Source organism: Streptomyces sp. NPDC051214 (assembly GCF_040682375.1).
In the GTDB taxonomy this organism is placed as follows: Bacteria; Actinomycetota; Actinomycetes; order Streptomycetales; family Streptomycetaceae; genus Streptomyces.
In genome coordinates this window covers 316029-341144 of record NZ_JBFBAT010000002.1, presented here as the reverse complement: position 1 = coordinate 341144, position 25116 = coordinate 316029, and the positions used below count along the sequence as shown (strand labels likewise).

Sequence of the window (25116 nt, the reverse complement as noted above, 5' to 3'; positions counted from 1 at the left end):
TCAGCAGGCGTGCTCGGTGTAGGCCGTGGCCGTCTCGGCCAGGAGTTCCTTGCCCGGACGTGCCCACAGGGTGTCGTTGAAGAGCTCCACCTCGATGGGGCCCTCGTATCCCGCCCTCTCCACCAGGGCGCGCCACGCCCGCAGGTCGACCGACCCCTCCCCCAGTTGGCCACGCCCGTTCAGGACGCCCTCCGGCAACGGGGTGACCCAGTCCGCCAGTTGGAACGCGTGCAGGCGTCCGCCCCGTCCCGCGCGGTCGATCTGTGCGGGAGCCGTGTCGTCCCACCACACGTGGTAGGTGTCGACGCAGACCCCGACCTGCGAGGCCGGGAACCGCTCCGCCAGGTCCAGGGCCTGGGCCAGCGTGGAAACCACGCAGCGGTCCGAGGCGAACATGGGGTGCAGGGGCTCGATCGCCAGACGGACGCCCCGCGAAGCCGCGTACGGGGCGAGCTCCGCCAGCGCATCGGCGATCCGTGAGCGCGCCCCGTGCAGGTCCTTGCTGCCGGCGGGCAGACCGCCGGAGACCAGGACCAGCGTGTCCGTGCCGAGGGCGGCGGCCTCGTCGATCGCCGCCTTGTTGTCGTCGACGGCCGCCACGCGCGCGTGCGCCTCGACGGCCGTCAGGAAACCGCCGCGGCAGAGCGTGGTCACCGTCAGGCCCGCGTCACGCATCAGCTTGGCGGTCGCCTCGAGGCCGTGGGCCTGGACCGGCTCACGCCAGAGGCCGACCCCCGAGACGCCCAAGTCCGTGCAGGATTGCGCCAGTTCCGGCAGGGACAGTTGCTTGACGGTCATCTGGTTGATGGAGAACCGCGCCAGGTCCCCGCTCCCGAACACGCTCATTGCTGGACTCCGTACGTGGTGAGCAGGGACTTCATACGGGATTCGGCCAGGGCCGGGTCCGGGAACAGGCCGAGCCCGTCCGCCAGTTCGTAGGCGCGGGTCAGGTGCGGCAGCGAACGTGCCGACTGCAGGCCGCCCACCATCGTGAAGTGGCTCTGGTGGCCCGCCAGCCACGCCAGGAAGACCACACCCGTCTTGTAGAAGCGGGTGGGGGCCTGGAAGAGGTGGCGGGACAGTTCGACCGTAGGGTCGAGACAGGCGCGGAACCCCTTCGTGTCACCGGTGTCCAGCAGGCGCACCGCCCGCGCGGCCAGCGGCGCCAGCGGGTCGAAGATGCCGAGCAGGGCGTGGCTGAAGCCCCGGTCGTCGCCCGCGATCAGTTCGGGGTAGTTGAAGTCGTCGCCCGTGTAGCAGCGCACGCCGTCCGGGAGGCGGCGGCGCAGGGCGATCTCACGCCCCGGGTCGAGCAGGGAGATCTTGATGCCGTCGACCTTGTCCGGGTGCGCGGCGATGACCTCCAGGAAGGTGTCGGTCGCCGCGTCCAGGTTCTCGCTGCCCCAGTAGCCGGTCAGCGCCGGGTCGAACATCGGGCCGAGCCAGTGCAGGATCACCGGCTCGCTCGCCTGACGCAGGAGGTGGCCGTACGTCTCCAGGTAGTCGTCCGGCGACTTCGCCGCCGCCGCGAGCGCCCGGGACGCCATCAGGATCACCTGGGCGCCGCTCGACTCGACCAGGGCCAGCTGCTCCTCGTAGGCCCCGCGGACCGTCAGGAGGTCCGCGGGGCCGGTCAGTTGGTCCGTGCCCGCGCCGCAGGCGATCGCGCCGCCCACCGACTTCGCCTCCGCCGCGGAACGCGTGATCAGTTCCGCCGCGCCCTTGAAGTCCAGGCCCATCCCCCGCTGTGCCGTGTCCATCGCCTCGGCCACGCCCAGGCCCTGCGCCCACAGGTGGCGGCGGAAGGCGAGGGTCGCGTCCCAGTCGACGGCCGCCGGGGAGTCCGGGGACACGTCGGCGAAGGGGTCCGCGACCACGTGGGCCGCCGAGAAGACCGTGCGGGAGGTGAGGGGGGAGGTTCCGGCGTCGGCGGACAGGGGGGTGCGGCACGGCTCGTACGCGTACGTCGTGCCGTCCGGCCGCGGCAGCTGAAGCGTCACTGGGCGATCTCCGGCACCTCGATGCGGCGGCCCTCGGCCGAAGACTTCAGGCCCAGTTCGGCGAGCTGTACGCCGCGCGCGCCCGCGTGCAGGTCCCAGTGGTAGGGCGCGTCCGCGTACACGTGCCGCAGGAACAGCTCCCACTGCGCCTTGAAGCCGTTGTCGAACTCCTGGTTGTCGGGGACCTCCTGCCACTGTTCGCGGAACGAGTGGGTGACGGGCAGGTCCGGGTTCCAGACCGGCTTGGGGGTGTTGCTCCGGTGCTGTACGCGGCAGTTGCGCAGGCCAGCGACCGCCGAGCCCTCCGTGCCGTCCACCTGGAACTCGACGAGTTCGTCGCGGTTGACGCGGACCGCCCAGGAGGAGTTGATCTGGGCGATCACGCCGCCGTCGAGCTCGAAGATGCCGTACGCGGCGTCGTCCGCCGTCGCGTCGTAGGGCTTGTCCCGCTCGTCCCAGCGCTGCGGCACGTGCGTCGCGGCGAGCGCCTGGACGCTGCGTACGCGGCCGAACAGCTCGTGCAGGACGTACTCCCAGTGCGGGAACATGTCGACGACGATGCCGCCGCCGTCCTCCGCGCGGTAGTTCCAGGAGGGGCGCTGGGCGCTCTGCCAGTCGCCCTCGAAGACCCAGTAGCCGAACTCGCCGCGGACGGACAGGATCTTGCCGAAGAAGCCGCCGTCGATGAGGCGCTTGAGCTTGAGCAGTCCCGGCAGAAAGAGCTTGTCCTGGACCACGCCGTGCTTGATGCCGGCGGACTGGGCGAGGCGGGCCAGTTCGAGGGCTCCGGCCAGGCCCGTCGCGGACGGCTTCTCGGTGTAGACGTGCTTGCCCGCGGCGATGGCCCGCTTGATGGCCTCCTCGCGCGCGGAGGTGACCTGCGCGTCGAAGTAGATGTCGATGGTGGGGTCGGCGAGGACCGCGTCCAGGTCGGTCGAGACGGCCTTCTCGGCGTCAAGTCCGTGGCGCTCGGCGATCTCCCGCAGGGCGTGTTCCCTGCGGCCCACCAGGACCGGCTCGGGCCACAGCACCGTGTTGTCGGCGTCGCCGAGGGCGAGTCCGCCCTGCTCGCGCAGGGCGAGCAGCGAGCGGACGAGGTGCTGGCGGTAGCCCATCCGTCCCGTCACACCGTTCATGGCGATGCGCACCGTCTTGCGAGTCACAGGGGTCCCTCCGTACGCAGGTAAGCGTATAGCAAGCGCTTTCTATACGAGAAGAAGCTAGCCTGCCGCACAAGGTTCGGACAAGGGCTTCGGACCAGAGCCGTGACCGGAGGACGACGAGATGACCGTGACCCTGGCCGATGTGGCGGCCCGCGCCCAGGTCTCCCCCGCGACCGTCTCCCGCGTGCTGAACGGCAACTACCCCGTGGCCGCGGCCACCCGGGAGCGCGTCCTGCGGGCCGTGAACGACCTCGACTACGTCCTCAACGGGCCCGCGAGCTCCCTCGCCGCCGCCACGTCCGACCTCGTCGGCATCCTGGTGAACGACATCGCCGACCCCTTCTTCGGGATCATGGCGGGCGCCGTCCAGTCCGAGATCGGCGGCCCCGGCGGGCGCGCCGGCGGCGAGCGGATGGCCGTGGTCTGCAACACCGGCGGCTCACCGGAGCGCGAGCTGACCTATCTGACCCTGCTGCAGCGTCAGCGCGCGGCCGCGGTCATCCTGACCGGCGGCGCCCTGGAGGACCCCGCGCACGCCGCCGCGATGTCCGCGAAGCTGGCGCGCCTCGCGGACGCGGGCACCCGGATCGTGCTGTGCGGCAGGCCGCCCCTCGAGGACTCGGACGCGGTGGCGGCCACGCTCACCTTCGACAACCGCAGCGGCGGGCGGCGGCTCACGGAGCATCTGCTGACCCTTGGCCACCGCAGGATCGGGTACGTGGCGGGCCCGATGGAGCGCACGACCACCCGGCACCGCCTCGAAGGCCACCGGGACGCGCTCGCGGCGTCGGGCGCGGACAAGGGCGACCCGGACGCGCTCACGGTCCACGGCCCCTACACCCGCCGGTCCGGCTACGAGGCGACGCTCGAACTTTTGCGCCGCGACCCGGACCTGACGGCCGTCGTGGCCGCCAACGACACGGTCGCCCTGGGCGCCTCGGCCGCCCTGCGCGACCAGGGCCTGCGCATCCCCGCGGACATCTCGGTGGCCGGCTTCGACGACCTGCCCTTCTCGATCGACGCCGTCCCCGCCCTGACGACCGTACGCCTGCCGCTGCACGAGGCGGGCGCCCGCGCGGGCCGCCTGGCCACGGGCGCGGAGGAGGCACCGCCCGGGGGCGTGGCGACGATCGGGGCGGAGCTGATGGTGCGGGGGTCCACGGCGCCGCCGCGTCGGTGAGGCCCAGGGCATGGCGGTCATGGGCGGGGCGGCGTACCGTTGACTCAGTCAAGGGTGGCTCGCTTGGCCGCCCGGGGAGGGAACGGTCATGTCACACTCCTCCGAGACGCCGATCCATGAGATCCGCGCCTTCAACCGCTTCTACACGAACCTCATCGGCGCCCTCGACTACAGCCGCCAGCTGTACGTCCCGTACACCCTCACCGAGTCCCGGGTCCTCTACGAGATCGCCCACTCGTCCCGTCCCGACGCCGCCGACCTGCGCGCCGAACTCACGCTGGACGCCGGGTACTTGAGCCGTCTCCTCGGCAAATTCGAGAAGGCGGGGCTCATCGAGCGCTCCCCCTCCGAGCGCGATCCGCGGCGCCAGCGCATCACGCTCACCCAGCGGGGGCGCGAGACCGCGGGGCTGCTGGACGAGCGGTCCAACGAGGCCATGGGGAACCTGCTGTCCACCGTCCCGGCCCGCGAGCGGCCCCGCCTCGCGGACGCCCTGCGCACCGTCCGGGAGATCCTGGCCGACCGTGAGGGAAAGGAGCCTCCGCGCCCTTTCTTGCGCGAGCCCGGGGCCGGTGACCTCGGGTGGATCGTGCAGCGCAACGCCGCCCTGTACGCGGCGGAGTACGGCTTCAACACCGACTACGAGGGCCTGGTCGCCCGGATCATCGCCGACTACGCCGAGGATCACGACCCGCATCTGGAGCGGACGTGGATCGCCGAGCTCGACGGGCGGCCCGTGGGCTGCGTGATGTGCGTGCGCGACGACGCGCCGGGGACCGCCCGGCTGCGGCTCCTGCTCGTCGAGCCCGACGCGCGGGGCCACGGCATCGGAGATCAACTGGTCGGCGCCTGCGTCGAGTTCGCGCGCGGCGTGGGCTATCGGGAGATGGTCCTGTGGACCAACGACATCCTCGGCGCCGCCCGCTCCCTCTACCAGAGGCACGGTTTCGTCCTCGTCGACGAGAAGCCGCACCGCTCCTTCGGCGTCGACCTCGTGGGGCAGGACTGGCAACTGCACCTAGGGTCTGCTACATGAAACTCGCCTTCTCCACCCTCGGCGTGCCCGGCTTCCCCCTCGCCGACGTGCTGCACCTGGCCACCACCCACGGCTATCACGGGATCGAGCTGCGCGCGCACCCCGAGGAGCCGGTCCACCCGGGGCTCGACCTCGCCGAACGGGCCGATGTGGCCGCGCGGTTCAAGGCCGCGGGCATCGAGATCCTCGGCATCTCCGGGTACGCGCGCGTGGCCGAGCCGGGCGACGACGGGCCCGTGCTCGAAGAGATACGTTCCCTGCTCACCCTCGCCCGCGACCTGGGCGCCCCCTTCATCCGCGTCTTCCCCGGCGGCGGCACCGAGCAGAGCGCGGACGAGGCCGACGCGACAGCCGCACGGCGGCTCGGCACGGCAGCCGAGTCCGCCGCGGACTTCGGCGTACGCATCCTTCTGGAGACCCACGACTCGCACCGCACCGGCGCCGCGGCGACCCGCGTGCTCGGCGCGGTCGGCCACCGGAACGCGGGCGCCCTGTGGGACGTGATGCACACCTGGCTCGGCGGCGAGACCCCCGCCGAGAGTCACGCGGCGCTCTCCCCGTACCTCGGCTACGTCCAGGTGAAGGACATCGCGTCGGCCGACGACACGACGCCGCTGGGCCTCGGCGAGGGTGTCCTGCCGCTCGCCGAGTGCGTGGACGTGCTGCTCAGCGGGGAGCACCGGGACGGCTGGCTGTGCTGGGAGTACGAGAAGCGGTGGTACGAGGAGGCGAAGCCGCTTCCCGAACTTCTCGGCCAGGGCCGGGACTTCCTGTCACGGCTCCTGAACCGCCAGCCCTGAGGCCCGCCTTGGAACCTGCCGCACCGCCACGCCCGGCCCCCGCAAGGGACGCCAGGCCCACCCCGCCGACCAGGAGCGCCGCCGCGCACCACCCGAGGGCGCTCACCGACTCGCCGAGGACGAGTCCGGCGGCGGACATCCCGGACACCGGGACCAGGAGCGAGAAGGGCGCGACGGTCGACGCGGGGTGGCGGCGCAGCAGGTAACCCCAGGCGCCGAAGCCGAAGACCGTCGTGATCCAGGCGACGTAGACGATGATGCCGACGCCCTGCCAGTCCAGTGCGGCCAGGGCGTCCCGGTCCGCGGTCGGACCCTCGAACAGCAGCGAGAGCCCGAGCAGCGGCAGGACCGGGACCGTGCTCACCCACACCATGAAGTTGAGGGAGTCGGGCGGGGACGCCTTGCGGGTCAGGACGTTCGACGCGCCCCAGCAGGCCGCGGCGCCGATCAGCAGCGCGAAGGCCGTCAGCGGCCCGCCCTCCCCCTCGTCGACCGCGGCGACGCCGATGCCCGCGAGCGCGATGACCATGCCGAGGACGCGTACGCGGCCGGGCCGTTCGCCGAGGGCCACGAAGGCGAAGAGGGCCGTGAACACCGCCTGGATCTGCAGGACGAGGGAGGACATCCCGGCGGGCATCCCCGCGTCCATGCCGATGAACAGCAGTCCGAACTTGGCGACCCCCAGGACGAGTCCGACCCCCACGATCCACTTCCACGCGACCTTCGGCGGCCCCACGAAGAACACCGCGGGCAGCGCCGCCACCAGGAACCGCAGGGCGGAGAACAGCAGCGGCGGGAAGTGGTCGAGGCCCACCTCGATGACGACGAAGTTGACGCCCCAGACGGCGGCGACGAGGACGGCGAGGAGGACATGGGCGGGACGCATGCGTCGAGGATCACCCGCTCCGACCATGTAGGACCAGCGCGGATCTCTGCATGATGGGATGAAGCAACGCTAATGAATCCGACGCGCCGACGGACGTCGCCGCCCCATGGGAAGGGCCTCCCGTGCTCGATCTCGCCCGGCTCCGCGCCCTGCACGCCGTCTCCGTGCACGGCACGGTCGGCGCCGCCGCCACCGCACTCGGCTACACCCCCTCCGCCGTGTCCCAGCAGATCGCCAAGCTGGAGCGCGAGACCCGCACGACCCTCCTCGAACGGCAGGGCAGGGGCGTGGCCCTCACCGAGGAGGCACGCCATCTCGCCTCCACCGCACAGGAGTTGATGGCCATCGTGGAACGCGCCGAGACGGAGCTGGAGGAGCGGCGCGGGCTGCCCGCGGGACGGCTGACCGTCGCCGCGTTCGCCTCCGCGGCGCGCGGCCTGCTGCCCGGCGTCCTCGCGGACCTGGCGCGGCGGCACCCCGCGCTCGACGCCCGGATGTCGGAGATCGACCCGCATCTCTCCATCGACCTGGTGGCCAAGGGCGCGGTGGACATGGCGGTCGTGCACGACTGGGACATCGCGCCGCTGCCGACGCCTCCCGGCGTCGAACAGGCCGTCATCGGGGACGACTTCTGCGATCTCGTGGTGCCCGCGGCGCACCCGCTCGCGGGGCAGGTCTCCGTACGCCGCGAGGACCTCAAGGGCGAGCGGTGGATCACCCAGCCGCCGGGGCTCGTCTGCCACGAGTGGCTGGTCCGCACCCTGCGCGAGGCGGGCTGCGAGCCGGACATCGCGCACACGGCGGAGGAGAACCCCACCCTGGTCGCCCTGGTCGCGGCAGGGCTCGGCATCGCGCTCATCCCGCGCCTCGGCCGCGGCCCCGTCCCGGACGGCGCGGTCACCGTGCGGCTCGATCCGCTGCCGGTGCGAAGGCTGTACGCGCTGTGGCGGACCGGCGCGTCGCGCCGGCCCGCGATCGCGGAGACGGTACGGACGCTGCAGAGCCACTGGGCGGAGGCGGCGCCCGGAAGGAAGGCGAAGGTCTCCCGCGCCTCAGACTCCTGAGCACCAGAATCCCCCTGCGCACCACTTTCCGGAAAACGCCCGCCGCGGGGGAACCCGCTCGGACCGCCCCCCGTCAAACCGCCGTGCTGCCGGGTGAGTCTCCGCGAGGCGGTGTCGGCATCGCTGCTGGCTGCGAACGCTGACCACCCTCTCTGCCGCCCGTGGCCGGCAGCATGCCGTCACCGGTGCGCCCCCTCCACCAGCGCCGGTGACGGCCCCTCTCCTCCACAGTGGCTGCCGATTCCCTTGACCGGCAGAAATCTTCGGGATATCCGTGGCACTCGGAAAGTTTCCTTCAGCCGGTTCCCCCAGTCCGGCTCCGGTCCGGCATCCGTCCCCGAGGACGTCCCCGAAGGAGCGCACATGACCCACCGCAACGCCTCCAGACGCACCCTGCTCACCGCCACGGCCGTCGCGGCGACGGCCCTGGCCGCGCCCTCCGCCGCCCACGCGGCCGGCAGCGGCGACCGCGGCCGCGACCGGAAGCTGCGAGGGCTCATCTCCCGCATGAGCCTCGAGGAGAAGGTCGGCCAGCTCTTCGTGATGCATGTGTACGGCCACTCCGCCACCGAGCCCGACCAGGCCGACATCGACGCCAACCTCAAGGAGCTCGGCGTGCGCACCGCCGCGGAGGCGGTCGCCAAGTACCACCTCGGCGGCATCATCTACTTCGGCTGGGCCCACAACACCCGCGCCCCGCAGCAGATCGCCGGCCTCTCGAACGGCATCCAGCGCGCCGCCCTCACCCCGGACGCCCCGGAGCAGTCCCCCACCGCCCGCATCCCGCTGCTCATCTCCACCGACCAGGAGCACGGGGCCGTCGCGCGCGTCGGCGTCCCCGCCACGCTCCTGCCCGGCGCGATGGCCCTGGGCGCCGCGGGCTCGCAGTCCCTGGCGCGCAAGGCGGCCCGCATCGCGGGCACCGAACTGCGCGCGCTCGGCATCCGGCAGAACTACGCCCCGGTCGCCGACGTGAACGTCAACCCCGCCAACCCCGTCATCGGCGTACGGTCCTTCGGCTCGGACCCCGAAGCGGTCGCCGATCTGGTCGCCGCGCAGGTCAAGGGCTACCAGGGAGCGGACATCGCCTCGACGTCCAAGCACTTCCCCGGGCACGGCGACACCAAGGACGACAGTCACTCCAAGCTGCCGTACATCCACCACACGCGTGAGCAGTGGGAGACCCTGGACGCCCCGCCGTTCCGGGCGGCGGTGGCCGCGGACATCGACTCGATCATGACCGCGCACATCGTGGTCCCGGCCCTCGACCCGGCGGAGGACCCGGCCACGCTCTCCCGCCCCATCCTCACCGGCATCCTGCGCGAGGAACTCGGCTACGACGGGGTCGTGGTGACGGACTCGCTCGGCATGCAGGGCGTGCGCACGAAGTACGGCGACGACCGCGTGCCGGTGCTCGCGCTGAAGGCGGGCGTCGACCAGCTCCTGAACCCGCCGAAGCCGGAGGTCGCCTGGAACGCGGTGCTCCAGGCCGTGCGGGACGGTGAGCTGACGGAGGCCCGGCTCGACGAATCGATCCTGCGGATCCTGCGCCTCAAGGCGAAGCTCGACCTCTTCTCCGACCCGTATGTCACGTCGCGCGGCGTCGACAGGGCCGTCGGCACGCGCGCGCATCTCGCCGCCGCCGACCGGATCGCGGAGGAGACGACGACGCTGCTGATCAACGCGGACGGGCTGCTTCCGCTCTCCCGGCGCACGCAGCGTGACGTGCTCGTCGTGGGCGCCGATCCGGCGTCGCCGTCGGGGACGACGGGGCCGCCGACGACCGTCATCGGGCGCGAGCTGACGGACCTCGGCTTCACGCCGACGGTGCTGCCGACGGGCACGGCCCCCTCCGCCGCCAAGATCGCCGAGGCGGTCGCGGCGGCCGCGGGCAAGGACGCGGTGCTCGTGGGCACGTACAACGTGGGGGCGGGAAGCGCTCAGATCGCCCTGGTGGAGGCGCTGGTGGCGACCGGCGTCCCGGTGGTCGCCCTCGCGATCCGCAATCCGTACGACGTGGCGCGGCTGCAAGGCGTGGGCGCGTCCCTTGCCGCGTACTGCTGGACGGACGTCGAACTGCGCGCCGCGGTACGGGTGATCGCGGGGCGCGCCGAGCCGAGCGGGAAGCTGCCCGTGCCGGTGCAGCGTGCGGATGATCCGGCGCAGGTGCTGTACCCGGTCGGGCACGGCCTGACGTACTGATCCGTACGCCGGGGCGGCGGCGCGCCACCTCCACCTGGCCCAAAGCACCCCGCGCACCTGGCGTGCGCCCGCCCCCGCGGGCCACGCTGGGTCCACATATCGGGGGTTCGCCATGCTTGTCGTGCTTGTCATGCTTGGGCGGCGGTGTGCGGGGGTGCTGCTTCTGGTCGCGTGCGTCGGTGTGGCCGGCTGCCAGGACTCCTCGGACCCGGGATCGGACGCGTCCGGCCGGCGGTCGTCCTCGGCGGCGCCTTCCGGGCACGGAGCGGTCTTCCTCGCGGTGGACGAGTGCAGTTCGCGGGGGCGCGAGACGTTCACCGAGGTGTCGTGCACGAGTGAGCGTGCGGCGGCGCGGGTCATCGCCCGTCACGACGCCTCGGTCGCCGATGGCCCTGCGTGCCCCGCCCGCACGGACTTCGTGCTCCACATCAGCGAGAACCGCCCCACGGTGGACGAGGACGGGAACGGCGAGGTGCCGCGGGGTTACGCCTGCATGCGGAACCTGGAGCTGCCGCATCCCGGGGATCCCGGGGGCGGGGGTGGTCCTCGGACGGTTGTCGGGGACTGTGTGTACGGGGCGGGCGAGGGGGAGGTGCGGGAGACGGCGTGCGACGGGTCTGGCGCGAGGGCCCCTGAGTACCGGGTGACTTCGGCGGTCCCGTCACGTGACGCGTGTCCCGCCGCGACTCAGCTGTACGTGTCGCTGGAGGGCGGGAAGCCGGTGGGGTGTGCGGTGCGGGTATGAGCGGTGAATTATCCCCAACCCCGCCCCTTCCCGAAAACCGGCTGCGCCGGGGCGTCCTCAAACGCCGGACGGCTGAAAGATTCAGCCCGTCCGGCGTTTGAGGACATCTTGTACGGGGTCTGGGGCGGAGCCCCAGTTCGGGAAGGGGTGGGATTGGGGAATGCCCCGCAGGGAATGCCCCTACGGCCGCAGACTCTGCTTCCGGTCCGCGTCCTTGCGGTCAAGCTTCGCGTCGTAAGGAGCCAGCGGCTTCGGGGAAGCCGTAGTGGACACCCCGGCCCAGGCCTGGATTCGTTCCGTCGCCTTCGCCTTGTCCGCCGCGACGAGCCCGGCCACGTTCGCCCCATGGTTGGCGCCCGGCGCGGTGAAGACGTGGGAGTCGTGCTTCGCGCCCCTGGCGGGACGGAACGGCTCGGCACCCCACGGGTCGTTCTCGCCGTAGACGTACATCATCCGCTGCGCGTTGTGACGCACCCAGCGGTCCACGTCCTTCATGGCACCCGACTGGAACTTCATCGGGATCTCGCGCGGCACGAAGTTCCGCGGCGGCTGGTAGCCGTAGCGGCTCAGGTCACCGAGCCAGGGCTGCTTGATGTCGGGCGAGCCCAGCTGCGTGCCGGCCTGGTAGTAGTACGGCGTGTACGGGGTCAGGCCCTGGTCCGTGTAGGAGGTCCAGCCGCCCACCTGGTCGATGTAGTCGAAGAGCACCTGGTCCGACGCGGACTTGGCGTCGGGGACATCGGCGCACGCGGACTCCGGCTGGTACTGCCAGAAGCCCCACACCATGTCGAGGACGACGGCCTCGTAGGCCTTGTCCAGGTTGCCGACGGTCTTGAAGGTGTAGTTGCCGGCCTCGGCGAACTCCGCGTACTTCTTCTCCAGCGGCTCGCGGCGCACGAGCGCCTCACGCTGCACGCCCTCCAGCGCGGCGCGGCACTCCTTGGTGCCGACCGTCTCGAAGAACTCGTCGTAGCGCGAGTCCTCCTTGTTCACCACGTCGTTCGGGGCGACGTACGCGACGACGCCGTCCATGTCACGCGGGTAGAAGCGCTCGTAGTACGTGGCGGTCATGCCGCCCTTCGAGCCGCCGGTCGCCACCCACTTCTTGTCGTAGATCGGCTTCAGGGCCTTGAAGATGCGGTGCTGGTCGCTCGCGGCCTGCCAGATGTCGAGCTTGGACCAGTCTGCCGGTTCGGGGCGGGACGGCGTGAAGAAGCGGTACTCCATGGAGACCTGGTTGCCGTCGATGATCCGCGTCGGCTCGCTGCGGCTGGGGTTCGTCGAGACGTTGTAGCCGCTGGTGAAGAAGGCCGTGGGCCGGGCGGTGTCCTTGTGCAGGACCGTCAGGCGCTGCTTGAAGGTGCCCTTGGAGGGGTGCCGGTGGTCGATCGGCTGGGTGTAGTTGAGGACGAAGTAGCGGTAGCCGGTGTACGGCTTCTCCTCGACCAGGCTCATGCCCGGTATCGCCAGGAGCCGGTCCTTGATGTCGGTGGCCTGCGGCTTCGCGGCGGTGGCCGCCCCTGCCGCACTCACTGTGCCCGCGGTGCCGATGCCTATCAGCACCACGAGCGACAGCAGCCATCTGAGCGCCTTGCGCATGCACTCTCCCCTAAGTTCGCGATTGCGTCCGCCGGAACTTATCGGAGCAACTCGCTCACCACTAGGGGCTCTTGCGTCACGTCAGGACGCAGTACGACACAAATTGGCGCACAACGTGCACCATGCGATCAGTGAGCCGTCAGCACAGGATCCAGCCCGAGCTGGTGCTCCCCCCGCCGACCCTGCCCTTCACCCACACACAGCGCTGCCCCGCGTGCACCGTCACCGGCCCCGCGTGATGCGTGTAGCGGCCCTTGTCCCTGGCCGGGCGGTTGCCGCGCGCCTGGACGCTGACAGACATGGTCTTGCGGGCGCCGGGGCGCTTGGCGACCGTGACGGCGCAGATGTAGCCACGGCTCTTGTAGACGACGACCTTGCCGGTGCTGAAGGAGAGGGTGCGCACCTTGTGCCCGGCGCAGCGTCCGGCCGACGCCTGCGCCTGCGCGGCACCCGCGCCCGCGACACCGAGCAGGACGGCAGCCGCAAGGACGACGGCGCCGAGCGCGAGGCTCCGCCGTATTCGACCACTGCTCACCAGTTTCCCTCCCGACACTTCCGCATCAGCGTACTGATGTACGGACGCGGACCGTGGGGCGCCCGGTTGCGCCCCACGGTCCATTTGTTCTCCGGGTCAGGCGGCCGTCGGCTCCGCCTCGCCCACGAACGTCCGCCACAGCGTCGCGTACCGCCCGTCGAGCGCCAGCAGCTCCTCGTGCGTGCCGTCCTCCGCGACCCGGCCGTGGTCCATCAGGATCACGCGGTCCGCGCGGGCCGCCGTGGTGAGGCGGTGGGCGACGACCAGGGTGGTGCGCTTGCCCGCGATGCGGTCGGTGGCCTGGTTGACCTGCGCTTCCGTGGCGAGGTCGAGGGCCGCGGTCGCCTCGTCGAGGAGCAGGATGTCCGGGTCGACGAGCTCGGCGCGGGCCAGGGCGATCAGCTGGCGCTGCCCTGCCGAGAGGTTGCGGCCACGCTCGGAGACCTCGTGCAGGTACCCGCCGTCCAGGGTGGCGATCATGTCGTGCGCGCCGACCGCGCGGGCCGCGGCCTCCACCTCGGCGTCGGTGGCGTCGGGCCGCCCGTAGGCGATCGCGTCGCGCACCGTACCCGCGAAGAGGTAGGCCTCCTGCGGGACGACGCCGAGCCGGTGGCGGTACGAGGTCAGGTCCAGGGACCTCAGGTCCGTGCCGTCCACCGTCACCCGGCCGCCGGTCGGGTCGTAGAACCGGGCGACGAGCTTGACGAGCGTCGACTTGCCCGCGCCGGTCTCGCCCACGAAGGCGACGGTCTGGCCCGCGGGGATGTGCAGGCGTACGTCGCTCAGCGCCTCCTCCGGTTCGTCGGCGGACCCGTACGCGAAGTCGACGCCCTCGAAGGCGATCTCGCCGCGCAGGGAGAGCACGTCGAGCGGCTCGTCCGCGGACTCGGTGGAGGTCGGCTCGCGGAGCAGCTCCTGGATGCGGCCGAGCGAGACGGTGGCCTGCTGGTAGCCGTCGAAGACCTGGGAGAGCTGCTGGACGGGGGCGAAGAACAGGTCGATGTAGAGGAGGTAGGCGACCAGGGCGCCGGTCGTCAGCGTGCCCGCCTCCACGCGCCCCGCGCCGACCATCAGGACCGCGGCGGCAGCGACCGCCGAGAGCAACTGCACGAACGGGAAGTAGACCGAGATCAGCCACTGCCCGCGGATACGGGCGCTGCGGTAGTCGGCGCTGGCCCGCTCGAACTTCTCGCCGCCGGAGCGCTCGCGCCGGAAGGCCTGCACGATGCGCAGCCCGGCGACGGACTCCTGGAGGTCGGCGTTGACCACCGAGACGCGCTCACGCGCCAGCTCGTACGCCTTGACGCTGGAGCGGCGGAAGAAGACCGTGCCGATGATCAGCGGCGGCAGCGTCGCGAAGACGACGAGCGCGAGCTCCACGTCGATGACGACGAGCGCGACCATGATGCCGAAGAAGGTGACGACGGAGACGAAGGCGGTGACGAGTCCGGTCTGCAGGAAGGTGGACAGGGCGTCCACGTCCGTGGTCATCCGGGTCATGATGCGCCCGGTCAACTCCCGCTCGTAGTAGTCGAGTCCGAGCCGCTGGAGCTGGGCGAAGATCTTCAGGCGCAGGGCGTAGAGGACGCGCTCGCCCGTCCGCCCCGTCATCCGCGTCTCGCCGATCTGGGCCACCCACTGGGCGAGCACGGCGAGCAGCGCAAGCCCGGCGGCCACCCAGACGGCGCCGAGCGCGAGCTGCGAGACGCCCTCGTCGATGCCGTGCCGGATCAGCACCGGAAGCAGCAGGCCCATGCCCGCGTCGATCGCGACCAGCAGCAGGGCCAGGAGCAGCGGCTTCCCGAATCCGGCGAGCAGGCGGCGCAGGCCGTACGACTCCTCCGGGGTGACCGCGCGTGCCTCGTCGATGCGGGGGGTGTCGGTGGCCGGGGGCAGCGCGTCGACCTGGGCGAGGAGCTCCGGCGTGGCGGGCATCCCGGCCATCGCGGTGTCCTTCGGCTCCCGGTCGCCCACCCATAGCTGCGGGGTGATGCCGCGCTCGGCGTCGAACTCGGCGTCGAGTTCGTCGCGTACGGAGGTGTCCTCGGGGATCTCGACCGGGACCGTGCGGCCCGGCGAGACGCCGCCGAGCTCGTCCGGGTCGGTCAACAGGCGCCGGTAGAGCGCCGATCGCTCGGTCAGCTCCTCGTGCGTGCCGATGGCCGCGAGGCGTCCGCCGTCCAGGACGGCGATGCGGTCGGCGAGGTTCAGGGTGGAGCGGCGGTGGGCGATGAGGAGGGTGGTGCGGCCCGCCATGACGCCGCGCAGCGCCTCGTGGATCTCGTGCTCGACCCGTGCGTCCACCGCGGACGTCGCGTCGTCGAGGACGAGCAGGCGGGGGTCGGTGAGGATGGCGCGGGCGAGGGCGACGCGCTGGCGCTGGCCGCCGGAGAGCGTCAGGCCGTGCTCGCCGACCGTGGTGTCGTACCCGTCGGGCAGCTCGGCTATGAAGCGGTCGGCCTGGGCGGCGCGGGCCGCGGTCTCGATCTCCTCCTGGGTGGCGTCCGGCTTTCCGTACGCGATGTTGGCGCGGATGGTGTCGGAGAAGAGGAAGGAGTCCTCGGGCACGAGGCCGATCGCGGCCCGCAGCGAATCGGTGGTCAGCTCGCGCACGTCGTGGCCGCCGATGAGGACGGCGCCGTGCGTCACGTCGTAGAAGCGGGGCAGCAGCAGCGAGACGGTGGACTTGCCGCTGCCGGAGGTGCCGACCACGGCGAGGGTCTCGCCGGGCCGGATCTCGAAGGAGAGGCCGTCGAGGACGGGGCGGCTGTCCTCGTAGGCGAAGGAGACGTCGTCGAACTCGACGGTGGCCGGGGCGTCGGCGGGCAGTTCCTTCGTGCCGTCCGTCAGCGTCGGCTCGGTGTCGATGAGCTCGAGGACGCGCTCGGCGCCCGCGCGGGCCTGCTGGCCGACGGTGAGGACCATGGCGAGCATCCGCACGGGTCCGACGAGCTGGGCGAGATAGCTGGAGAAGGCGACGAACGTGCCGAGCGTGATCTGTCCGCGCACCGCGAGCCAGCCGCCGAGCGCGAGCATCGCGACCTGCCCGAGCGCGGGCACCGCCTGCAGGGCGGGCGTGTACTTGGAGTTGAGGCGGATGGTGCGCAGGCGGCCCGCGAAGAGCTTGCGGCCGACCTCCCGGAGCTTCCCGGTCTCCTGGTCCTCCTGGCCGAAGCCCTTCACGACGCGTACGCCGGAGACGGAGCCGTCCACGACCCCGGCGACGGCGGCGGCCTGGGCCTGCGCGTACCAGGTGGAGGGGTGCAGGCGGCCCCGACTGCGCTTGGCGATGAACCAGAGGGTGGGGGCCACGGCGAGCGCGACGGCGGTCAGGGGCAGGGAGAGCCACGCCATGATCACGAGGGAGATCACGAAGAGCAGGATGTTGCCGATGGTCATCGGCAGCATGAAGAGCAGGCCCTGGATGAGCTGGAGGTCGCTGGTCGCGCGCCCGACGACCTGCCCGGTGGACAGCTCGTCCTGCCGCCGCCCGTCGAGCCCGGTGATCGTCCTGTACATCTCGGTCCGCAGGTCGTGCTGGACGTCGAGGGCGAGACGGCCGCCGTAGTAGCGGCGGATGTAGGTGAAGACGTAGACGAGGACGGCGGCGCCGAGGAGAGCGCCGACCCAGGGGCCCATGTCGCGGGACTTGTCCCCGATGACGTCGTCGATGATCACCTTGGTGATCAGCGGGACGAGCGCCATGACGGCCATGCCGGCGAGCGAGGAGCCGAGCGCGAGCAGGACGTCCTTGGGGTACCGCCACGCGTACCCGGTGAGCCGTTTCGCCCATCCGGATGTCTCCGCCTCGGCACCCCCGGATTTCTCCGGCTCGACCCCGCCCCGTTGCTCCGTCACGTGCTGCCTCCCGTCGACCTGACCTGCCGAGAGGCCCAACGCGGCGGGATGCGGATTTCATCCCGCCGCAACAAAGAGGGGTCTGAGGTCCTAGGACCCCGTCAGTTGCCGGGGACCGCCACGAACGCCTCGCGCGGGGTGGCCGTGGGGGCGTAACGCCCGGCCGCGGAGGCCCTGGGCGCCAGGTCCTTGTGGATGGCCTTGGCCACGCCCTGGATGGTGGCGACGCCGTAGTTCATGCTGCTGTTGCCGTGGGTGAGCACGGACATCGTGTAGTCGTGGCCGCCGCCCTTGAACGCGCCGATGCTGTGCACCCGCCAGCCGTGGGTCGACCGCTGCAGCCAGCCGTTCTTGACGTGGATCTTGACGCCGGACGGCGCGCCCGCCGGGGTGCCCCAGCGCTGCGAGGCGACGACCTTGTTCATCAGCTTGAGGATGTAGGCGCGCGCGTTGTCGCTCAGGACGGCGTTCTTGGCGGTGATCAGCGCGAGGAGCTTCTGCTCGTCGGCCGCGTTGATCCGGGTCAGGCCCCAGTAGCCGCCGGACCCCGGCACGGTCTTCGTCATCTTGGCGGCCCTGAGGAAGCCGTTGATCTTCCCCGTGCCGAGCTGACGCCAGAGCTTGCTCGTCGCCGCGTTGTCCGACTTGGTGATCATGGCGTACGCGAGGTCCGACTCACGGGCCGAGAGCTTGCGGTCGGTCTTCTTCGCGTCCCACAGCAGCGCCGCGAGGACGGTCGTCTTGACGACGCTCGCCGAGTCGAACGAGGTGGTGGAGCGCAGGGTGCAGGTGGTGCCCGTGGAGCGGTCGTGGAGACCGACCGCGATGGTGCCCTTGCGGTTCTTCAGGGCCGCCGTGATGTCCTTCGTGAGCTTGGCGGCCAGGCCGGCCTGCGCGGAGGTGCAGGTGACCTTCGGCGGCGTCGCGGCGGCGGCAGGCGTGGCGGTCGCGGCTGTACCGAGCGGCACGAGTACGCCGGCGGCGAGGCCCGCCGCGAGCACGCGGGCACGCCTGGTCGTCCCGGATACCGGGTGAGTCATGGAGTTTCCCCATCCCCTTGGGTCCGTACAAGACCCTCGGGGCCCGTACAAGCGCGCCCCCCGGCGCACTCACCCCAGATGACTCACCGGTACCCGTACATGGATGCACGAGTTTGGGAACAGATGACCTATCTGTAACCAGTCCGTGTCATGGCGCCCGCCGCTCGCGGACGGATCTCAGAGGTGCGTCGGCTCGAACATCCGCAGCACCGCCGGCAGCACGACCACCGAGGGCCCCGGCTCCGCGAGCGCCTTCGTCAGGTCGTCGCGCAGGGTCTCCGGGGTCGACCGGACACCCGGCACCCCGAAGGACTGCGCGAGGGCGACGAAGTCGGGGCGGGAGAGCTCCGTGGCCGTGGGCTCGCCGAACGCGTCCGCCATGTACTCCCGGAGGATTCCGTAGCCCCCGTCGTCCACGATCAGCCAGGTGACCGGCAGGCCGTGCTGCTTGGCGGAGGCCAGTTCCGCGATGGAGTACATCGCGCCGCCGTCGCCCGACACGGCGAGCACCGGCGTCGAGGGGTCGGCGGCCGCCGCTCCGAGGGCTGCCGGGAAGCCGTACCCGAGGCCGCCCGCGCCCTGCGCCGAGTGCATCGTGTTCGGGCGCCGCGCGTCGAAGGCGGACCAGGCCCAGTAGGCGAGGATCGTCATGTCCCAGAAGGACGGCGAGGCGTCCGGCAGGGCTTCCCGCACCGACGCGAGCACCTGCTGCTCCAGGGTGAGCTCCTGGGCGGCGATCCGGTCCTTGACCTTGGCCAGGACCGTCCGGACCCGCTCCGGGGCCTCGGAGTCCTCCCTCGGAGCGTCGATCGTCTCCAGGAGCGCCGACAGCGCGAGCCGCGCGTCCGCGTGGATGCCGAGCGCCGGGTGGTTGGACTCCAGCTTCCCCGCGTCGGCCTCGATCTGGATGACCCGGCCGCGCGGCTTGAACGTGTGGTAGTTCGAGGAGAGCTCGCCCAGGCCCGAGCCAACCACCAGGAGGACGTCCGCGTCCTCCAGGAAGTCCGTGGTGTACCGGTCCTCCAGCCAGGACTGGAGTGACAGCGGGTGCTCCCAGGGGAAGGCGCCCTTGCCGCCGAAGGTCGTGACGACGGGCGCGTTCACCAGCTCGGCCAGCGCGAGGAGCTTCTTGGAGGCGTCCGAGCGCACGACTCCGCCGCCCGCGATGATCGCGGGGCGCTCGGCCCGCGAAAGCAGGTCGGCCGCGACCGCGGTCAGCTCGGGGCGCGGGACGACCTCGTCCGGGGTCGCGTCCATGGCCGTGACGACGGGCAGCGTCGTCTCCGCGAGCAGGACGTCCTGCGGGATCTCCACCCACACCGGGCCGTGCGGGGCGGTCAGCGCCGACTCCCAGGCCGCCGCGATCGCGGAGGGGATCTGCGAGGCCGTGCGGACCGTGTGGACGGACTTCACGATGTCGCGGAACGAGGCCTGCTGGTCGCGCAGCTCGTGGAGGTAGCCGTGCCGGCCGCCGCCGAGCCCCGCCACCGGGATCTGGCTGCCGATTGCGAGCACGGGCGAGGACCCGGCCGCCGCCTCCTGGAGCGCGGCGAGCGAGGTGAGCGCGCCGGGCCCGGTGGAGAGCAGCAGCGGGGCCACCTCACCGGTGATCCGGCCGTACGCGTCGGCGGCGAAGCCCGTGTTGTTCTCCACGCGCAGGCCGACGTACGACAGGGAGGAGCGCCGCAGGGCGTCGAACATGCCGAGCGCGTGCTGGCCGGGCAGGCCGAAGACCGTCGTCGCGCCGAGGCCCTGGAGGGTCTCCACGACGAGGTCGCCGCCGTTGCGCCCCGCAGGCGGATTCAGGGCCGCCTCCGTCTGGGCCTCGGTGGGCCGCAGGACTACGTCGTGGTCGTGCGTCACTTGGCCGCGCTCCCCTCGGTGGACCGGCGGGCCTCCGCGATCTGGCGGGACATGATCGTCGTCAGCTCGTACGCGGTGTGCGAGGCGGCGACGGCCGTGATCTCCGCGTGGTCGTAGGCGGGGGCGACCTCGACGACGTCCGCGGAGACGAGGTTGCAGGAGGACAGGCCCCGCAGGATCTCCAGGAGCTCGCGCGACGTCATGCCACCCGCCTCCGGGGTGCCCGTGCCGGGCGCGTGGGCCGGGTCCAGGCAGTCGATGTCGATGGAGATGTACAGCGGGCGGTCGCCGATGCGCTGGCGCAGCTGGTCGGCGACCTCGTCGGCGCCGCGGCGGTAGATGTCCGCCGAGGTGACGATGCCGAAGCCCATCTTCTCGTCGTCCGTGAGGTCCTGCTTGCCGTAGAGCGGGCCGCGCGTGCCGACGTGGGAGAGCGCCTCGGTGTCGAGGATGCCCTCCTCGACGGCCCGGCGGAACGGCGTGCCGTGGGTGTACTCGGCGCCGAAGTAGGTGTCCCAGGTGTCCAGGTGCGCGTCGAAGTGAAGCAGGGCGACCGGGCCGTGCTTCTTGGCGACCGAACGGAGCAGCGGCAGGGCGATGGTGTGGTCGCCGCCGAGCGTCATCATGCGGGCGCCCGAGCCGAGCAGGTCGTCCGCGGCGGCCTCGATCGTCTCGACCGCCTCGTTGATGTTGAACGGGTTCGCGGCTATGTCGCCCGCGTCCGCGACCTGCGCGAGCGCGAAGGGCGAGGCGTCCTGCGCGGGGTTGTACGGACGCAGGAGGCGCGAGGCCTCGCGGATCGCGTTGCCGCCGAAGCGGGCGCCGGGGCGGTACGAGACACCGGTGTCGAAGGGCACGCCGACCACGGCGATGTCGGTCTTGCCGCCCACCTCGTCGAGGCGGGGCAGCCGGGCGTAGGTCGCCGGGCCCGCGTACCGCGGCACGCGGGAGGAATCGACCGGGCCGCGGGGGGTCGGGGTCTCGGCGCTGCTCATGGTCGGTTTCCTCCTGCTGGTACGAGTACTGCGTTGCTGCTGGGACAAGTGTCGCGCGGCCCACTGACAGTGACGTCGGCAGTGGGCCGCGCGCAGGACTAGACGGTTACCGGCGTCTCCGGTTCCGCTTCTTCGGACCCCCGGCCCGCGAGCCGCTCGCGCCAGGCGGCGAGCACGGCCGCGTCGGTCGGCTTCGTGGCGAGGGAGACGACGACGTACACGGCCAGGGAGATCAACAGGCCGTAGTAGACCGGCTCGTTGGCGAGGATTCCGTACCCCCACATGAGCCCGATCACCGAGAGCCCACCGGCGGCGACGGCCGCGAGGGCGCCGGGCGCGGTGCCGCGCTTCCACAGCAGCCCGCCGAGGATCGGCACGAGCAGACCGGCGACGAGCAGGTTGTAGGCGACGGTGAGCGCCTGGACGACGTCGTTGAGGGCGATGGCGATACAGACGACGGCGATGCCCATGATCAGGATGAAGAGGCGGTTGCCCTTCACCTCGTCGTGCGGCTCCTCGCCCTCTCCGCCGGGCTTCACGGCGCCCCGCAGCCGCGACCAGATGTCGTTGTTGGCCACGGTCGCGCAGGCGATCAGCGCCCCGGAGGACGTGGACATCACGGCGGCGAGCGCCGCGGCGAGCACGAGACCCCGTACGCCCATGGGCAGTTCGTCCTTGACGATGGTCGCGAAGGCCGCGTCCGCGCTCGGCAGCTTCGGGTACATGACCTTGGCCGCCGTGCCGATGACGGCGCCCGCGATGGCGTAGACGAGGCAGTACGTACCGGCGACGGTGCCGCCGTAGCGGGCGACCTTGTCGCTGCGCGCGGTGAACACGCGCTGCCAGATGTCCTGCCCGATGAGCATGCCGAACGTGTAGATCAGGACGTACGTGAAGATCGTCTCGCCGCCGATGCCCAGCGGGTCGAAGTACTCGGTGGGCAGCTTGGCCTTCATCTCACTGAAGCCGCCGGCCTTGACGACCGCGATGGGAAGGAGCAGGAGCAGCACGCCGATGGTCTTCACCACGAACTGCACCATGTCGGTGAGCGTGATGGACCACATGCCGCCGAGCGTCGAGTACGCGACGACGATCGAGCCGCCGAGGATGATCGCGATCGTGCGGTTCATGTCGAACAGGACGTCGAAGATCGTGGCGTACGCGATGGTCGAGGTGACCGCGAGCATCAGCGTGTACGCCCACATGACGACCCCGGAGATGACGCCCGCGCGCCCGCCGTAGCGCAGGTCGAGCATCTCGGAGACGGTGTAGACCTTCAGGCGGGCGATGCGCGCCGAGAAGAAGACGCTCAGCGCGAGCAGCCCGAGGCCGATCGTGAAGACCATCCAGGCGCCGGAGAGCCCGTACTGGTAGCCGAGGCCGACGCCGCCGATGGTGGACGCGCCGCCGAGGACGATGGCGGCCATGGTCCCGGAGTACATCCACGGTCCGAGGCGGCGTCCCGCGACCAGGAACTCGCTCTTGGACTTGGCGCGGCGCATGCCCCACCAGCCCATGGCGAGCATGCCGGCGAGATAGACGACGATCACTGTGTAGTCGACGGCCATAGGGCCCTCCTTCGCGCACCTCGGTGGCGTGTCGTGCAGATGGGGGTGATGCCAGATGGGGGGGTGGCAACCAGCCGCGGGGACATCCGCCCGTACCCGCGGCCTGGGGTCGGCACGACCTTAGGTGGCCGGAAAGCAACGCTGAAGTGTACGTTTCATCCACTCCCCGTGATCGAACTGGATGGAACATCCACCGTGCCGGACCCGCTCGCCCCTTCAGCCCCCTCCCCGGCTCCCCCGACCCCGCCCGTCCCCCTGACGGCGCTCCTGGCCCGGGAGGATCTGGGCCTGCGCCAGATCGCGGGCCCCGACGCCGGGGAGAGCGGGGCGGCCGTCCAGTGGGTGCACACCTCGGAGATGGCGGACCCGTATCCGTACCTCCTGGGCGGCGAGCTTCTGTTGACGGCGGGCGTCCACATCACCGACCCGGTGGGCGCGGGCGTGTACCTCGACGACTACGTGGCGCGGATCGTCGAGGCGGGTGGCGCGGCCCTCGGCTTCGGCGTCGCGCCCGTGCACGACACGGTGCCGCGGGCCCTGGTGACGGCGTGCGACCGCTACGGCCTGCCGCTCCTCGAAGTACCGCCGCGCACGACGTTCAGCGGCGTCGCCCGCGCGGTGTGGCGCCTCGTGGCGGAGGCCAGGCACGCCGAGCTGCGCCGCGTGACGGAGGCACAGCAGGGCCTCGCCACGGCCGCTGCGCGCCCGGACCCGGTGCCCGCGGTCCTGCGCCAGCTCGCGGTGCGCCTGGGCGGCTGGGCGGCGCTCTACGCCCCGGACGGCACGGTGCTCCATACGGCGGGCACAGCGCCGGGAGCAGGGGCGCGGCAGGCGGTGCGCGACCTCTCCGAAGTCGTACGTCCCTCGGGGCGGCCCGGCCCCGCGCCCGCCTCCGCCACCGACTCCGTGGGCGGGGCCCACCTCGCCGCGTACGCGCTGGGCGGGGGCCAGGGGTTCGCGCTCGGGGTCGCCGCCGAGCAGCGCGAGCCGGGGGACCACACGATCACCGGGGTCGCGGTCGTCCTCCTCTCGCTCCTGACCGGCAAGCACCAGGGCGCCGCCGACTCCGTGCGGTCGGCGGCTCTCGTACGGCTGCTGCTCGGCTCGGCGGTGGACGATGTCGCGCCTCTCCTGGGCGCCGACGCGTGGACCGTGGTGCACGCGCGCGGGGACGTCGGCGACGACCCGGTGGCGCACGCCGTCGCCGCCTCCGCGCTGGCCGCCGCGCTGGGCAGCGGCCTGGTGGACGCGGACGCCGGGCAGGGCCTCGTACGGCTGCTGCTCCCCGCCGGCCGTGCGCTCGCCGCCGAGCCGGGCTGGACCCTGGGCGCCTCCGCCCCCGCCACCCCCGGGAACCTGGCCGCCGCCGACGCCCAGGCGGACCGCGCCCTGCGCCGCGCCGAGGCCACCCGTACGCCGCTCGTCCGGCACCGGGAAGGCGGCATCGCGGCACTGGTGTCGCCCGCCGAGGCCGCGGCCCACGCGCGCGTGCTGCTCGCCCCGCTCGGCGCCGGCGAGGCGCTCACGGAGACCCTGCGCACCTGGCTCTCCCTGCATGGCAGTTGGGACCGCACGGCCACGGCCCTGGGCGTCCACCGCAACACGGTCAGACAGCGGATCACGCGGTGCGGGACGCTCCTGGGGGCGGACCTGGACGACCCTGATGTCCGCATGGAACTTTGGTTCGCGCTGGGCCGCGAGAGGTGACGCAGGCCTCCGGAGGGGTGCAACTCACAGGTCCAGGCTTCGGGACTGCCCGCCACCATCCGGTTGCCGACGGCAGAATGGGCCCCATGCCGATACCCAGCCGTCCCGCGCTCGTCGATCACCTCGTACGCTCCCGCATCGCGGGCGATGTCGCCACGCCACGCGAGAACAACCTCAGCCACTACAGGAAGCTCGCGAACGGCGACCGTCACTACTGGCTCGGCCTGGAGCTCGGTGACCGCTGGACCGACGAGCAGGACGTCCTCGCGGTGATGGCCGAGCGGTGCGGTGTGATCGACGACGCCGAGTACCGGCACGGGCAGGACACCATCGACCCCGAGCTGACCGTCGACGCCCTGGAGCGGATGGCGGCGCGCCTCCGTAAGGCCGCGGCCGGCAAGGAGAGGGTCCTTTTCGCCACCGGCCACCCCGGGGGCCTGCTCGACGTGCACCGCGCGACAGCGGCGGCCCTGCGCGCGGCGGGCTGCGAGATCGTGGTCATCCCGGAGGGCCTCACCGCCGACGAGGGCATGGTCTTCCAGTTCGCGGACGTGGCGATGCTGGAGCGTGGCGCGACCCTCTGGCACACGCACTCCCCCGAGCCGATGAACGCGATCCTGGACGGCCTGGAGCGCGAGGGGCGCCCGCTGCCCGACCTGGTCGTCGCCGACCACGGGTGGGCCGGACGCGCGGGCCAGCGCGGCGTCGACTCCGTCGGGTACGCGGACTGCAACGACCCGGCGCTGTTCATCGGCGAGGCCGAGGGCACCGTCCAGGTGACGGTCCCGCTGGACGACCACGTCACGAGCCCGCGTTTCTACGACCCCATGACGGCCTACCTGCTGGATGCCGCCGGCCTCACCCCGACAGCCTGA

The 25116-nt window shown here is 71.9% G+C and carries 18 protein-coding genes and 1 pseudogene; 8 read left to right on the top strand and 11 right to left on the bottom strand.

Annotation, left to right across the window (positions count from 1 at the left end; genetic code table 11):
* From AB0M70_RS05980 to AB0M70_RS05970, 3 genes are read right to left on the bottom strand one after another with little or no spacing between them, the layout of a single operon-like run.
* Window positions 1-846, bottom strand: coding sequence for a sugar phosphate isomerase/epimerase family protein (locus AB0M70_RS05980; protein ID WP_365816804.1), 846 nt, complete (start codon window positions 844-846; stop codon window positions 1-3).
* Window positions 843-2000, bottom strand: coding sequence for a dihydrodipicolinate synthase family protein (locus AB0M70_RS05975; protein WP_365816802.1), 1158 nt, complete (start codon window positions 1998-2000; stop codon window positions 843-845). The genes AB0M70_RS05980 and AB0M70_RS05975 overlap by 4 nt, the downstream gene beginning before the upstream one ends.
* Window positions 1997-3163, bottom strand: a complete 1167-nt coding sequence (locus tag AB0M70_RS05970) for a Gfo/Idh/MocA family oxidoreductase (RefSeq protein ID WP_365816800.1) — start codon at window positions 3161-3163, stop codon at window positions 1997-1999. Before AB0M70_RS05970 ends, AB0M70_RS05975 begins: the two co-directional genes overlap by 4 nt.
* Window positions 3164-3284: 121 nt before the next feature.
* On the opposite strand from AB0M70_RS05970, the gene AB0M70_RS05965 reads away from it, so the two are divergent.
* From AB0M70_RS05965 to AB0M70_RS05955, 3 genes and pseudogenes are all read left to right on the top strand, one after another.
* Window positions 3285-4343, top strand: coding sequence for a LacI family DNA-binding transcriptional regulator (locus AB0M70_RS05965; protein WP_365816798.1), 1059 nt, complete (start codon window positions 3285-3287; stop codon window positions 4341-4343).
* A gap of 88 nt (window positions 4344-4431) precedes the next feature.
* A complete protein-coding gene (locus AB0M70_RS05960) occupies window positions 4432-5379 on the top strand; it encodes a bifunctional helix-turn-helix transcriptional regulator/GNAT family N-acetyltransferase (RefSeq protein WP_365816796.1) in 948 nt (315 codons plus the stop codon).
* Window positions 5376-6098: pseudogene (locus AB0M70_RS05955) on the top strand (sugar phosphate isomerase/epimerase family protein); the annotation flags it as partial. The gene AB0M70_RS05960 and the pseudogene AB0M70_RS05955, both read left to right, overlap by 4 nt.
* Here AB0M70_RS05955 and AB0M70_RS05950 read toward each other — a convergent pair.
* Window positions 6046-7065, bottom strand: coding sequence for an EamA family transporter (locus tag AB0M70_RS05950; protein WP_365816794.1), 1020 nt, complete (start codon window positions 7063-7065; stop codon window positions 6046-6048). The pseudogene AB0M70_RS05955 and the gene AB0M70_RS05950 sit on opposite strands and share 53 nt — an antisense overlap.
* A gap of 122 nt (window positions 7066-7187) precedes the next feature.
* Between AB0M70_RS05950 and AB0M70_RS05945 the strand changes: the two genes are divergently transcribed.
* The 3 genes from AB0M70_RS05945 (at window position 7188) to AB0M70_RS05935 (ending at window position 11076) form a co-directional block, all read left to right on the top strand.
* Window positions 7188-8129, top strand: a complete 942-nt coding sequence (locus AB0M70_RS05945) for a LysR family transcriptional regulator (protein ID WP_365816792.1) — start codon at window positions 7188-7190, stop codon at window positions 8127-8129.
* A 363-nt stretch (window positions 8130-8492) separates the two neighbouring features.
* Window positions 8493-10331: a glycoside hydrolase family 3 protein gene (locus AB0M70_RS05940; RefSeq protein WP_365816790.1), complete on the top strand. Its 1839-nt coding sequence runs from the start codon at window positions 8493-8495 to the stop codon at window positions 10329-10331.
* Between the two features lie 130 nt (window positions 10332-10461).
* Window positions 10462-11076 (top strand): hypothetical protein, encoded by a 615-nt coding sequence (locus AB0M70_RS05935; RefSeq protein WP_365817572.1) that lies wholly within the window; start codon window positions 10462-10464, stop codon window positions 11074-11076.
* Window positions 11077-11256: 180 nt separating this feature from the next.
* On the opposite strand, the gene AB0M70_RS05930 is transcribed toward AB0M70_RS05935, so the two are convergent.
* The 7 genes from AB0M70_RS05930 to AB0M70_RS05900 form a co-directional block, all read right to left on the bottom strand.
* Window positions 11257-12675, bottom strand: a complete 1419-nt coding sequence (locus AB0M70_RS05930; protein WP_365816788.1) for a S28 family serine protease — start codon at window positions 12673-12675, stop codon at window positions 11257-11259.
* A 139-nt stretch (window positions 12676-12814) separates the two neighbouring features.
* Window positions 12815-13210 carry a hypothetical protein gene (locus AB0M70_RS05925; protein ID WP_365816786.1) on the bottom strand — a complete coding sequence of 132 codons (396 nt, stop codon included), beginning with the start codon at window positions 13208-13210 and terminating at the stop codon, window positions 12815-12817.
* A 96-nt stretch (window positions 13211-13306) separates the two neighbouring features.
* Window positions 13307-17068, bottom strand: a complete 3762-nt coding sequence (locus AB0M70_RS05920; protein ID WP_365816784.1) for an ABC transporter ATP-binding protein — start codon at window positions 17066-17068, stop codon at window positions 13307-13309.
* A gap of 101 nt (window positions 17069-17169) precedes the next feature.
* A complete protein-coding gene (locus AB0M70_RS05915) occupies window positions 17170-18108 on the bottom strand; it encodes a serine hydrolase (protein WP_365816782.1) in 939 nt (312 codons plus the stop codon).
* A gap of 177 nt (window positions 18109-18285) precedes the next feature.
* Window positions 18286-19971 (bottom strand): thiamine pyrophosphate-binding protein, encoded by a 1686-nt coding sequence (locus AB0M70_RS05910; protein WP_365816780.1) that lies wholly within the window; start codon window positions 19969-19971, stop codon window positions 18286-18288.
* Window positions 19968-20966 (bottom strand): agmatinase, encoded by a 999-nt coding sequence (gene speB, locus AB0M70_RS05905; protein ID WP_365816778.1) that lies wholly within the window; start codon window positions 20964-20966, stop codon window positions 19968-19970. The genes AB0M70_RS05910 and speB overlap by 4 nt, the downstream gene beginning before the upstream one ends.
* Before the next feature lie 98 nt (window positions 20967-21064).
* Window positions 21065-22534, bottom strand: a complete 1470-nt coding sequence (locus tag AB0M70_RS05900; protein WP_365816776.1) for a sodium:solute symporter — start codon at window positions 22532-22534, stop codon at window positions 21065-21067.
* Window positions 22535-22711: 177 nt separating this feature from the next.
* Between AB0M70_RS05900 and AB0M70_RS05895 the strand changes: the two genes are divergently transcribed.
* Entirely contained in the window at window positions 22712-24241 is a 1530-nt protein-coding gene (locus AB0M70_RS05895; RefSeq protein WP_365817570.1) for a PucR family transcriptional regulator, read from the top strand.
* A gap of 77 nt (window positions 24242-24318) precedes the next feature.
* Window positions 24319-25116 (top strand): phosphatase, encoded by a 798-nt coding sequence (locus AB0M70_RS05890; RefSeq protein ID WP_365816774.1) that lies wholly within the window; start codon window positions 24319-24321, stop codon window positions 25114-25116.

What these genes read in the sequence shown, in the direction of transcription:
- AB0M70_RS05980 (WP_365816804.1), bottom strand. Translation starts at nt 846, where the DNA reads ATGAGCGTGTTCGGGAGCGGGGACCTGGCGCGGTTCTCCATCAACCAG.
- AB0M70_RS05965 (WP_365816798.1), top strand. Translation starts at nt 3,285, where the DNA reads ATGACCGTGACCCTGGCCGATGTGGCGGCCCGCGCCCAGGTCTCCCCC.
- AB0M70_RS05960 (WP_365816796.1), top strand. Translation starts at nt 4,432, where the DNA reads ATGTCACACTCCTCCGAGACGCCGATCCATGAGATCCGCGCCTTCAAC.
- AB0M70_RS05950 (WP_365816794.1), bottom strand. Translation starts at nt 7,065, where the DNA reads ATGCGTCCCGCCCATGTCCTCCTCGCCGTCCTCGTCGCCGCCGTCTGG.
- AB0M70_RS05940 (WP_365816790.1), top strand. Translation starts at nt 8,493, where the DNA reads ATGACCCACCGCAACGCCTCCAGACGCACCCTGCTCACCGCCACGGCC.
- AB0M70_RS05935 (WP_365817572.1), top strand. Translation starts at nt 10,462, where the DNA reads ATGCTTGGGCGGCGGTGTGCGGGGGTGCTGCTTCTGGTCGCGTGCGTC.
- AB0M70_RS05930 (WP_365816788.1), bottom strand. Translation starts at nt 12,675, where the DNA reads ATGCGCAAGGCGCTCAGATGGCTGCTGTCGCTCGTGGTGCTGATAGGC.
- AB0M70_RS05915 (WP_365816782.1), bottom strand. Translation starts at nt 18,108, where the DNA reads ATGACTCACCCGGTATCCGGGACGACCAGGCGTGCCCGCGTGCTCGCG.
- speB (WP_365816778.1), bottom strand. Translation starts at nt 20,966, where the DNA reads ATGAGCAGCGCCGAGACCCCGACCCCCCGCGGCCCGGTCGATTCCTCC.
- AB0M70_RS05900 (WP_365816776.1), bottom strand. Translation starts at nt 22,534, where the DNA reads ATGGCCGTCGACTACACAGTGATCGTCGTCTATCTCGCCGGCATGCTC.
- AB0M70_RS05890 (WP_365816774.1), top strand. Translation starts at nt 24,319, where the DNA reads ATGGGCCCCATGCCGATACCCAGCCGTCCCGCGCTCGTCGATCACCTC.